Below are 12,038 nucleotides of genomic sequence, written 5' to 3'. Positions count from 1 at the left end.
TCTCCTGATGGGCATACCGAGGCAAGCGCCAGATAACCTGCTCCCGACACCCAGCGGTAAGGAGCGGGTCACTGGCCAGACACAATCCCGATCCAGCTCCGGGCCACTGTAGGAGCGCAATGTATTGCGCGATCCGCCGCGCAGCGGCGGTGGGGTTGTCCTGGGCGCCTAGCGGCGCCATCGTCGAGGCGTCGAACCGGATATAAATATCGCTCCCACAATCCCGATCCAGCTCCGGGCCCTTGTGGGAGCGAAGCTTCGCTTCGCGATCCGGCGCGCAGCGGCGGTGGGGTTGTCTTCGCGATCTGAAGATCGCTCCCACAATCCCGATCCAACCCCGGGCCCATGTATTCATCCGCGTCCTAGCGCCGAGACGCGTAGGACGAGGCCATGTTGGCCATCACCGGCTCCTCACGCGTCACCCAGGAGGGCGCGGCGGCACAGCTCAACTGGCTGGCCGCAATGGGGTAAGGCGCCAGCGCGGGGCTCTCCTCGGTGGCGGGCGTGTGCCGCCAGACCAGGTCGGTGATCTCGTCCGAGGTGGGGGCATAGCCGGTGGGCGCCTCCAGCAGCAGGTGGCGGATGGTGTCGTGGCGGTGCTCCCTCGTGGCGCGATAGAGCGTCTGCAGGTAGGCCTCCAGCCGCGGCCAGGGCCAGTAGGCCTCGTGGGCGCACAGGATGCGGGGATGCGCCGTCTTCTCCACGCCCTCGCCGATCAGCAGCTCCTCGTAGAGCTTCTCGCCCGGCCGCAGGCCGGAGAAGCGGATCTCGATATCGCCCTCGGGGTTCGTCTCGCTGCGCACCTCCAGGCCCGAGAGACGAATCATCTCCGCCGCCAGCTCGGCGATCTTCACCGGGGTTCCCATGTCCAGCACGAAGACGTCGCCGCCGCTGCCCATGGCTCCCGCCTGGATCACCAGCTGGGAAGCCTCGGGAATGGTCATGAAGTAGCGGGTGACCTCGGGATGGGTGACGGTGACCGGCCCGCCCCGGGCAATCTGGTCGTTGAACAGCGGCACCACCGAGCCGGAGGAGCCCAGCACGTTGCCGAAACGCACCATGGTGAAGCGCGTGCCCCGTTGCTGCGTGGCCAGCGCCTGACAGACCAGCTCCGCCAGCCGCTTGGTGGTCCCCATCACGTTGGTGGGGCGTACCGCCTTGTCGGTGGAGATCAGCACGAAGGTCTCCACGCCATGCGCGATCGCCGCCTGGGCGGTGGCTAGGGTCCCGAAGACGTTGTTGAGAATCCCCTGGATGCTGTTGTGTTCCACCATGGGCACATGCTTGAAGGCCGCGGCATGATAGATGGTCGCCACCCCGAAGGCCTTGAGCACGCTATCCAGCCGCTGGCGATCCTGCACCGAGCCGAGCAGCGCCCGCACCGTCACCTCCAGCTTCTGCTCCTTGACCCGCTGCAGTAGCTCCCGCTCGATGGCATACAGCGCATATTCGCTGAACTCGAACAGCAGCAGCTCGCGGGGGGCCTGCTGCAGCACCTGGCGGCACAGCTCCGAGCCGATCGAGCCCCCCGCGCCGGTCACCATCACTACCTTGTCGCGGATGTTGGCATCCAGCAGCGTCTGGTCAGGGGGCACGGTATCGCGCCCCAGCAGGTCCTCGACGGTGACATCGCGGATCTCGTTGAGCTGGGCGCGCCCGGCGATCACGTCCTCCATGCTCGGCAGGGTCTGCACGGGGATCGCCAGCGGTTCCAGCATGCGCAGGATCTCCTGGCGCCGGGTGCGCGGCGCGCTGGGCATGGCCAGCAGGATGCACTTGGCCCCGAAGTCCTTCACCAGGCGCGGCAGCGCCTCGGGGGAGTAGACCCGCAAGCCCTCGACGGAGGTGCCATGCATGCCGCGCCAGTCATCGACAAAGGCCACCGGCGTGTATTCCCCCCCCTGGCGCAGGCTGTGCACCAGCTGGGAGCCGGAGGACCCCGCCCCGTAGAGGATCACCGGATCCTTGTAGCGAATCTGGCTGCGCATATGCAGCGAGCGCAGGAAGACGCGCACCCCGCCCACGCTCAGCAGGGCCAGCATCGGGTAGATCAGGCCGATCGAGCGGGGCATGGCGACGGAAAACAGCCCACAGAGCAGCATCAGCAGGGCAGAGGAGCTGGCAATCCCCAACACCAGGGTGTTCAGGGCCTTGGTGCTCATGAAACGAATCACCGCGCGATAGAAGCCCAGCTGCAGGAAGATCGCCAGGCTCACCGGCAACACCGCCAGCCACACCCCCCACGCCGGCGGCTCGGCCAGCGGCCCCAGGTGCTCCAGGCGCAGCCAGACGGCAGCCAGGAAGCTCAGCGACAGCAGGGAGGCATCGAGGGTAAGCAGGATCAGGCGCTTGTAGCGCCGCGGCAAACGGAAGAGGCGCTCGAGAATCACCATGTTGGTCGGGTCCTTCCTCTGCCAGACAGCAGGCCGCGTAGGGCAAGGCTTCGGAGTCGAAGGCAACGACCCGCCGTCTCTTGTGTTAAATAATGTTACAAAGCATAAGAAAGCTACCGATCGTTACCAAGATGGTTTTGCTCACCGCGCGAAGGGGAGAAAACCCGATGAAAGACCCGGGTATAAGGCAAGAACGATCCGCCAGGCATGGCGAACTTTCATGCGAATCAACGAGGCATCGCTTAACCTCCTTGGGGCTGATTCGGCGGGTCTTTCTAACACCAAGGGCATGGCGGACATCAGAATGTCACGGTTTGCCGGCACGCTTGAGCGAGTCGCCAGGGTGCGAGCAAGCCCGCTTGGCGTGTAAGAGATTGCCGACAATAGCCCGGGATTTCGCCTTGTTGCCTAGGCATGGCAGGGTGGGCTAAGTAGAATGCACCCATCATTTTTTTACCGTGGCTGTCGTGCAGGCTGGTGTTTATCAGCCGCATGGCGCTGCTGCTCGGCCCAACGGCTCAGAAACACCCATTACAACACCATGCCGGCCTCGGGGATGTGCCATGACACCTCGGGGCGGTAGCGTGCCCGAACGTCGTCCAGAGAGGATCGCCCCATGCCATCATCGTCGTTTCGCCCGCTCGCACTGACTGCGGCTTTCGCCAGCACCAACCCCGCAGGGAAGGGCAGGGCCGTCAGGCGATGGCTGCCGGTGCTGCTGCTCGCCGCCGGCTCGCTGGGGGGCTGTGCCTGGGCCCCGGGCAGCCACCTGGAGTCGCAGAGCGAGGCGGCCCCCATCGACGATCTGGTCAATATCCGCCCGATCACCCCGGGCCTGGTCGCCACCCAGCAGGAGTCGCGCGGTACCGATGGCGCCGGTCGTGCCATGCCCGCCGAGCTCGAGCAGGCCCTGCAGGCGTACGAGTACCACGTGGGCCCCGGCGACGTGCTCAACATCATCGTCTACGACCACCCCGAGCTGACCATCCCCGCCGGTTCCGAGCGCAGCGCCGCCGAGGCCGGCAACCAGGTGCGCAGTGATGGCACCATCTTCTACCCCTATATTGGCCGGGTGCACGTGGCCGGCAAGACCCTCGAAGAGATCCGCGCCATGCTGGCGCGCCAGCTCTCCGAGTTCATCACCGACCCCCAGGTGGATGTGGGCGTGGCCGCCTTCCACGCCAAGAAGGTCCACATCAGCGGCGCGGTCTCCCAGCCGCAGAGCCTGCCGATCACCACCATCCCGATGACCATCACCGATGCCATCAGCCAGGCCGGGGGCGCCGCCGAGAATGCCAACTGGCACAGCGTCACCCTCAATCGCAACGGCGAGGAGATCCCGGTTTCCCTCTACGCGCTGATGCAGCAGGGCGATAACCGCCAGAACCGTCTGCTCCAGGATGGCGACGTGCTGCACGTGCCCACCGCCGAGAACCGTGGTATCTCGGTGATGGGGCAGGTGCGCCAGCCCGGCGACCAGCCGCTGGGCAACGAGCCGGTCTCGCTGACCGATGCGGTATCGCGCGCCGGCGGCATCAACGAGACCAGCGCCGAGCCTTCAGGTATCTTCGTGGTGCGCGGCACCCAGGACGCCAGCGACAAGCTGGCCACCGTCTACCAGCTCGACGTCAGCAATGCCGCCTCCTTCAGCCTCGGCCATGACTTCCAGCTGGAGCCGCAGGACGTGGTCTATGTGACCACCGCGCCCATCGCCCGCTGGAACCGCGTGATCAGCTTGTTGCTGCCGTCGATCAGCTTGCCTGGTACCCTGGCGGAGACTTCCACCGACGTTAGCGACATCAACAACTAGGCCGCCATGTTCAATCGCATCCTGGTGCTCTGCACCGGCAATATCTGTCGTAGCCCGGTCGCCGCCGCGATGCTCGCCGCCAAGCTGCCCGAAAAACAGATCGAGACCGCCGGCCTCAACGCCATGGAAGGCCACGGCGTGGAGCCCAGGGCGCGCGCCCTCGCCGAGGCCGAGGGGCTCGACGTGAGCGAGCACACCGCACGCCAGGTCACCCTGGATATCCTCCAGAGCGCCGACCTGGTGCTGGTGATGTCCGACGGCCAGCGCCACGCCGTGGGGCAGATGGATCCCGCGGCACTGGGCAAGACCATGCTGCTGGGCCGTTGGCTCGAAGGCGGGCAAGGCCGCGAGATCCCCGACCCCTATCGCAAGAGTCGGGAAGCGTTTGAGCAAGTGCATGCCTTGTTGAAGGAGGCCACGGGGGAGTGGGCGCGGAGGTTGTAGCGGCTCGAAGGAACAAGGCGTCAAGGAGTCAAGGGGTACCTTCCCCCTTGCTTTCTTGACTCTTTACCCCCTGGCTCCTTGCGCTTTGCATCAAGGCATACAGCATTCGCGACAGTTCGCGGGTCTCCTCGACCCATTGTTTGCCTTGCCCCTTGGCGATGTAGCCAACCTCCATGCCGATGTAGATCTGCGTTCGAAGTTCACCGCAGGAACCCTTGGCATAGCTAAGGAAACGTGACTTTTCGTTCATGCTGTCACGCTCGTAGCCTTCGGCGATGTTGCTCGCTATCGACAGTGATGATCGCGTGATCTGGTCTCGAAACCCAAAATCGCGAGACCCCTGGAACGAACGATAGATGTCAGCACTGAGCCTGGCAGCCCGCTTCCAGGCGTTTAAGTCTTCAAATTTCATGTCGTACACCGGTCAGTCCCTGAGCTTTCAAAGTAGCAGTACGCTCGCTTCCTTGACTCCTTGACTCCTTGACTCCTTGACCCCTCTCGAAGTGCACCCATGACCGAACCTTCCAAGACCGCTGCCTCGCATTCCGCCCCCGCCGACGACGATATCGACCTGGGCCGCCTCTTCGGCCTGCTGATCGACCACAAGTGGGTGATCATCTTCGTCACCCTGCTGTTCGCCGTGGGGGGCGTGGTCTACGCGCTGCTGCAGCCGCCCGTCTACCAGGCCGATGCGTTGGTGCAGGTGGAGAGCAAGAACGGCCCCAACCCCTTCGAGGGGCTGGAGAGCATGATGGGGGAGGAAACCAAGACCGACGCCGAACTGGGCATTCTGCGCTCGCGCATGGTGCTCGGCCAGGCGGTGGATCAGGAGCAGCTGGACCTGACGATCACCCCCCGGCGCTTCCCGGTGGTCGGCGAGTTCCTGGCGCGTCGCGGCGTACCGCGGCCCTCCTTCGCCGAGGATAGCGCCTGGTTCCCCGAGGAGAGCGTCTGGGCGGGCGAGGAGATCAACATCGGCGAGATCATGGTCGCCGGCGAGCTCGCCGGCCAGGCCATCGAGCTGGAGGTGGTCGATGCCCAGCACTACCGTATCCACCTGGGTGAGGAGACCCTGGGCGAGGGCCGCGTCGGCGCCGATGAGGGCTTCCTCGATGGCCAGCTGCAGCTGCGCGTGGCCGAGATCCAGGCCGGGGAGGGCGCGACCTTCGTGCTGCGCAAGCGCTCGCGCCTGGGCGCCATCAATAGTCTGCGCGGCCGCTTCAGCGTCAGCATGCAGGGCAAGGACAGCGGCCTGCTCAACCTCTCGCTGAAGGACACCGACCCGCAGCGCGCCCGGCGTACCCTGGACGCCATCAGCCAGATCTACCTGACCCAGAACATCCAGCGCCAGGCCGCCGAGGCCGAGAACAGCCTGGCCTTCCTGGAAGAGCAGGCGCCGCGCGTACGCGACCAGCTCAACGAGGCCGAGAACGCCCTGAACGAGTACCGCGCCCAGCGCGACAGCGTGGATCTCTCCATCGAGACCCAGTCGATCCTCGATCGCATGGTGGAGATGGAGAAGCGCATCAACGAACTCGAATTCGCCGAGACCGAACTCGCGCGCCGCTTCACCACCAGCCACCCGCAGTACCAGTCGCTGCTGGAGAAGAAGGCGCAGCTGCAGCGCGAGCGCGACCAGCTCGAGGCCCAGGTGGATTCCCTGCCGGAGACTCAGCAGGAGATCCTGCGCCGCAGCCGCGACGTGGAGGTCAACCAGGAGGTCTACGTCCAGCTGCTCAACAAGATCCAGGAGATGAAGGTCGCCCGCGCCGGCACCGTGGGTAACGTGCGCATCCTCGATGAGGCCGTCGTCTACCCCACGCCGGTGGAGCCGCGCAAGAAGATCATCGTGGTGATGGCTACCCTGCTGGGCGCCATTCTGGCCGTTGGCGGCGTGCTGCTCTATGGCCTGCTGCGCCGCGGGGTCGAAGCGCCCAAGCAGCTGGAAGCGCTGGGCCTGCCAGTCTACGCCACGGTGCCGCTCTCCGAGGAGCAGGCCAAGCGTTCCGGCGGCCTCACGGGTGGTGGCAAGCGTCACAAGAAGGGCAGCCTGCGCGACCTGCTGGCCCTGAGCAGCACCACCGACCTCTCCATCGAGGCGCTGCGTGGCCTGCGCACCAGCCTGCACTTCGCCATGCTGGAGGCCACCGACAACCGCCTGATGATCACCGGCCCCTCACCCACGGTGGGCAAGAGTTTCATCAGCGCCAACCTGGGCGCCGTGTGCGCCCAGGCCGGCACCCGGGTGCTGGTGATCGATGGCGATATGCGCAAGGGGCACATCCACAACGCCTTTGGTGGCGATAGCCAGGGCGGGCTCTCGGAAGTGCTTTCTGGCCAGATCGAACTGGACGGCGCCATTCGCTCCAGCAAGCAGCCGAACCTGGACTACATCGCCCGCGGCATCGCCCCGCCCAACCCCTCCGAGCTGCTGATGCAGGCGCGCTTCACCAGCCTGATGGAGGAAGTCTCTGCCCGCTACGACCTGGTGATCATCGACACCCCGCCGGTGCTGGCGGTAACCGACGCCGCCATCGTTGGCAAGCAAGTCGGTACCAGCCTGATGGTCGCCCGCTTCGGCATGAACCCCCCCCAGGAAGTCGAAGCCGCCAAGGAACGCCTGGAGAACAGCGGCGTCGTCCTCAAGGGCGCCATCCTCAACGCCATGGAGCGCAAAGCCGCCACCAGCTACGGCTACTACGGCTACTACAACTACTCCTACAAGTAGGCACGAGGGCCGAGGAGCAAGGGCCGAGGTCCAAGGTACTGCCTTTGTAGGAGCGCAATTTATTGCGCGATCCGCCGCGAAGCGGCGGCGATAACCCCGGGCGCCTCTGTGGCAGAGTAATTTATTGCCGGCTCGACCATGGCCCCTAAGGGCCCCGAAAAAAGCCCCGGCATGATCACTAAGGGGTGAGGCTCTATTGTGGGAGCGCAATTTATTGCGCGATCCGCTGCGAAGCGGCGGCGATAACCCCGGGCGCCTGTCTATGGCAAAGCAATTTATTGCCGGCTCGACGATGGCCCCGCAGGGGCCCGAGATTAATGCCCCTTGAGCCAATTTGTCAGAGGGTACCTTGCCCTTCGGACCTCGGACCTCGGACCTCGGACCTCGGACCTCGGACCTCGGACCTCGGCCCTTGGCCCTTGGCCCTTGAACTTAGAGCATTATCATCTGGGCAGCTGGGCGCTGGGCGCTGGGCGCTGGGCGCTGGGCGCTGGGCGCTGGGCTCTGGGCGCTGGGCTCTGGGCGCTGGGCCATCGGCCCTCGGCCCTCGGCCCTCGGCCCTTAACCCCTCGGCCCTTAACCCCTCGCCCCTAATAACCAACAACCGGAGACCCCTGACAAAAAACCACCGGGCAACGGAAAGACCCGGCGAAAAAACATCAGGGACGAACTGGATGCCCGCGGAGCGGGCAAGGGAACAGAACATGGACACCATCACTTCCTCCTCCGCCTTGCCTGGGCAGAGACGGCACTCGCGTTTTCTCGAACGGCTGCTGCTCAGCCGCGCCGTACAACGGCTGCTGGGCTTCGGCTTTGCTGTGCTTCTGCCGACCCTGGCCGCCTCGGGTGGCACCGTCTGGGAGACGAGCGAGCTCACCCGCGCGGTGACCGTTCTCATCATCGCGCTGGCCTACTGGGGCTCACTCACCTGCGTTCAGCGCATGAGCCGTCTCCCCGGGGTGCGCGCCTACCTGCTGAGCATTCCGGCCGCCTCGGCCTGCTTCGGTATCCCCTTCCTCTTGCTGTACATCACGGGTATCGAGCTCATCGCTGAGCTCTATCTCGCCAGCTACCTCCTTACTTCCCTCTACTGCACCGCCGGCTACTGGGTCGGGCGGCACTATCGAGTGCACAAGCTCGCCGTGGTGCCGTTCGGCAAGGCCACGAGCCTCTGTCATAACCACGGCGTCGATTGGCGCTACCTCGAAACCCCCGACCTGGGCGAGGCGCGCGTGGATGGCGTGGTGGCCGACCTCCGCGCCGAGTTCTCACCGGAGTGGGAGCGCTTCCTGGCCCACTGCACCCTCAACCGCATTCCCGTCTACCATGCCACCACCAACTTCGAGCGGTTGACCGGCCGGGTGCAGCTTGGTCACCTCTACGAGAACCGTTACGGCAGCCTGCAGCCGGATGAAGGCTACGAGGCGCTCAAGCGCAGCCTGGATGTGCTGGCGGTTCTGGCGCTGATGCCGGTAGCCTTGCCGCTGATGGCCATCACCGCGCTGGCCATCCGCCTGGATAGCCCCGGGCCTGCACTCTTCACCCAGCAGCGCATGGGTTTCCAGTGCCGCCCCTTCGTCGTTTACAAGTTCCGCAGCATGTTCATCGACCACCGCGGCACCGGCTTCACCCAGGATGGCGAAGACCCCCGCATCACCCGCGTGGGCAAGGTAATCCGCAAGTACCGCCTCGATGAGCTCCCCCAACTCTTCAACGTGCTAAAGGGCGACATGAGCCTGATCGGCCCGCGGCCGGAATCCATGGACCTCGCCGACTGGTACCAGAAGGACGTACCGTTCTTCCACTACCGCCACGTGGTACGCCCCGGCATCTCCGGCTGGGCCCAGGTAGAGCAGGGCTACGCCGCCGAGGTCGACGGCATGAACAAGAAGCTCGAATACGACTTCTACTACATCAAGAACATCTCGCTATGGCTCGACCTGCTGATTGTGCTGCGAACCATCAAGACTGTTCTGACGGGGTTCGGCTCGCGCTGAAGCGCCCAGCGCCCAGCGCCCGGCGCCCGGCGCCCAGGTCATCCAGTGCTATCTTGATAGTCTCTAGGCCACTGGCGGATGACAGGGATGAAATTCGAGGACCTTCTGGTATGGAAACGTTCAGCGAGACTGAGTGCAGAGATTTATCAGGCCTTCAGCCATTCGCGAGATTTCGGCTTCAAGGATCAGATCACCCGCTCGTCATTATCGATCGCCAGTAACATCGCCGAAGGCTATGAACGCGACAGCGATAAGGACCGCGTAAAGTTTTTCAGCTACGCAAAGGGTTCCTGTGCCGAACTGCGTACGCAGATCTATATCGGCATGGAAATCGGCTATATCGAAAAGGCGCAAGGCCAAAAGTGGGTGGGTGAAACCCAGGCACTCACCAAAATGCTCTATAGCCTGATGAAAACCCTGCGAATATAGCGGGATGAATCCCCGACTAACTTTACACTGCTAACGGCGCTGGGCGCTGGGCGCTGGGCGCTGGGCGCTGGGCGCTGGGCGCTGGGCGCTGGGCGCTGGGCGCTGGGCGCTGGGCGCTTGAACCTCGAACCTCGAACCTCGTCCCTCGAACCTGTCCCAAGGAAGGATTCTATGTGCGGCATCGTAGGCGGGATCGCGCAACGCGACATCACTCCCATCCTGCTGGAAGGCCTAAAGCGCCTGGAATACCGCGGTTACGACTCCGCCGGCATGGCCGTGGTGCGCACCGGTGAACTGCAGCGTGAACGCGCCCTGGGCAAGGTGGCGGAACTTGAGGCCGCGCTCACCCGGCGCCGCCTCAACGGTCGCCTGGGCATCGCCCACACCCGCTGGGCCACCCATGGCAAGCCCAGCCTGGCGAATGCCCATCCGCACCTCTCCAGCGCCAGCGTGGCGGTGGTTCACAACGGCATCATCGAGAACTTCGAGCCGCTCAAGGCACGCCTGGAAGGGCAGGGCTACCGCTTCCACTCGGATACCGACACGGAAGTCATCGCCCACCTCTTCGACAGCCACTACCGCGAGCAGCACGAACCGCGCCACGCCCAGGAAGCCCGTGATACCCTGCTGGCCGCCTTCCGCGCCACTCTGGGCGAATTGCACGGCGCCTACGCCCTGGGCCTGATCCACCGCGACCACCCCGAACACCTGCTCTGCGCCCGCATGGGCAGCCCGCTGGTCATCGGCGTCGGCAGCGGCGAGCACTTCATCGGCTCCGACCCGCTGGCCCTGCTCCAGGTCACCGACCGCTTCATCTACCTCGAAGAAGGCGACCACGCGCTCATGACCAGCCACGACATCGTCATCTTTGATGGTGAGCAGGTGGTGGAAGAGATCTCGTCGGATATGCCTCAAAGTCCGGATGCTGGCACCGAACAGCTGGGCGCTGGGCGCCGGGCGCTGGGCGCTCGCCCCATCATTCGCTACGAACACGGCTCCCAGGCCGCCAACAAGGGCGACTACCGCCACTTCATGCTCAAGGAGATCCACGAGCAGCCTGAGGTGCTCCGCGATACCCTGGCCGACAAGCTGACGCCGGAGGGCACGCTGCTCACCGCCGTGCTGGGCCCCGAGGCTGCCGAACTGCTGCCCCAGGTCAGGCAGGTGCAGCTCGTCGCCTGTGGCACCAGCTACCACGCCGGCCTGGTGGCGCGCTATTGGCTCGAGGCCCTGGCCGGGGTGCCATGCAGCGTGGAAGTGGCCAGCGAGTTCCGCTACCGCCATGTGGCCGTGCAACCCGGCACGCTGTTCGTCACCCTCTCCCAGTCCGGCGAGACCGCCGATACCCTGGCCGCGCTGCGCTTCGCCAAGTCGGCCGGGTACCTCGCCACGCTTGCCATCTGCAATGTGCCGGGCAGCTCGCTGGTGCGCGAGAGCCAGCTGCGGCTGATGACCCACGCCGGCCCCGAGATTGGCGTGGCCTCCACCAAGGCCTTTACCACCCAGCTGGCGGTGCTCGCCTGGTTGGCGCTGGTGCTGGGGCGCCAGCAAGGGCGGCTGGATGATGCCGACCTGGCCGAGCAGGTCGCCGCGCTGCAGGCCCTGCCCGAGCAGCTGCGCCAGGTGCTGGAGCTCGAGCCGGCTATCGCCGAACTGGCCAACGGCTTCGCCGAGAAGCGCCATACCCTCTTCCTGGGTCGCGGTGCCCACTACCCGGTGGCCATGGAAGGCGCGCTCAAGCTCAAGGAGATCTCCTACATCCACGCCGAGGCCTATGCCGCCGGCGAGCTCAAGCATGGCCCCCTGGCCTTGGTCGACGACGCCATGCCGGTCGTCACCGTGGCGCCCAGCGATACGCTGCTGGAGAAGCTCAAGAGCAACCTGCAGGAAGTGCGCGCCCGCGGCGGCCGTCTGATCAACTTCGTCTGCGAACGCGCCGGCCTGGTTGACGAGGAGGGCGTGCGCAACTTCCCGCTGCCCAAGGTCCCCGAGCTCACCGCCCCGATTCTCTACAGCGTGCCGCTACAGTTGCTCAGCTACCACGTCGCCCTGGTCAAAGGCACCGATGTGGACAAGCCCCGAAACCTGGCCAAATCCGTCACCGTCGAATAGTCCCGTCTATGGGCCTCGGGTTGCTGGTCTTGGCCTTGCTGTTGCCCTTATAGATTTCCTTGGCCCTTACTCCTCGGCCCTTAAACTCCTTGGCCGCTTGGCCGCTTGGCCGCTTGGCCGCTTGG

General features: G+C 65.2%; 8 protein-coding genes. 6 read left to right on the top strand and 2 right to left on the bottom strand.

Annotation, left to right across the window (positions count from 1 at the left end; all coding sequences use genetic code 11):
* Window positions 1-362 precede the first annotated feature (362 nt).
* Window positions 363-2,393 (bottom strand): nucleoside-diphosphate sugar epimerase/dehydratase, encoded by a 2,031-nt coding sequence (locus tag P8934_RS11350; protein WP_278031131.1) that lies wholly within the window; start codon window positions 2,391-2,393, stop codon window positions 363-365.
* Window positions 2,394-3,009: 616 nt separating this feature from the next.
* On the opposite strand from P8934_RS11350, the gene P8934_RS11345 reads away from it, so the two are divergent.
* Window positions 3,010-4,203, top strand: coding sequence for a polysaccharide export protein (locus tag P8934_RS11345; protein ID WP_278031130.1), 1,194 nt, complete (start codon window positions 3,010-3,012; stop codon window positions 4,201-4,203).
* A gap of 6 nt (window positions 4,204-4,209) precedes the next feature.
* Entirely contained in the window at window positions 4,210-4,647 is a 438-nt protein-coding gene (locus tag P8934_RS11340; RefSeq protein WP_278031129.1) for a low molecular weight protein-tyrosine-phosphatase, read from the top strand.
* A 28-nt stretch (window positions 4,648-4,675) separates the two neighbouring features.
* Here the strand turns inward: P8934_RS11340 and P8934_RS11335 are convergent, their stop codons facing one another.
* On the bottom strand, window positions 4,676-5,059 hold the full coding sequence (locus P8934_RS11335; protein WP_278031128.1) for a four helix bundle protein: 384 nt from the start codon (window positions 5,057-5,059) through the stop codon (window positions 4,676-4,678).
* 99 nt (window positions 5,060-5,158) lie between these two features.
* Between P8934_RS11335 and P8934_RS11330 the strand changes: the two genes are divergently transcribed.
* The 4 genes from P8934_RS11330 (at window position 5,159) to glmS (ending at window position 11,913) form a co-directional block, all read left to right on the top strand.
* Window positions 5,159-7,375 (top strand): polysaccharide biosynthesis tyrosine autokinase, encoded by a 2,217-nt coding sequence (locus tag P8934_RS11330; protein ID WP_278031127.1) that lies wholly within the window; start codon window positions 5,159-5,161, stop codon window positions 7,373-7,375.
* A gap of 704 nt (window positions 7,376-8,079) precedes the next feature.
* Window positions 8,080-9,372, top strand: a complete 1,293-nt coding sequence (locus P8934_RS11325) for a sugar transferase (RefSeq protein WP_278031126.1) — start codon at window positions 8,080-8,082, stop codon at window positions 9,370-9,372.
* Window positions 9,373-9,459: 87 nt separating this feature from the next.
* Complete coding sequence (locus tag P8934_RS11320; RefSeq protein WP_278031125.1) at window positions 9,460-9,801, top strand: four helix bundle protein; 342 nt, start codon at window positions 9,460-9,462, stop codon at window positions 9,799-9,801.
* Window positions 9,802-9,972: 171 nt separating this feature from the next.
* Window positions 9,973-11,913, top strand: a complete 1,941-nt coding sequence (glmS, locus tag P8934_RS11315) for a glutamine--fructose-6-phosphate transaminase (isomerizing) (RefSeq protein ID WP_278031124.1) — start codon at window positions 9,973-9,975, stop codon at window positions 11,911-11,913.
* The last annotated feature ends 125 nt before the right edge of the window (window positions 11,914-12,038 follow it).

Source organism: Halomonas sp. CKK8, assembly GCF_029625235.1.
GTDB classification, from domain to species: Bacteria; Pseudomonadota; Gammaproteobacteria; order Pseudomonadales; family Halomonadaceae; genus Halomonas; species Halomonas ventosae.
This window is presented reverse-complemented; position numbering and strand designations above follow the sequence as displayed.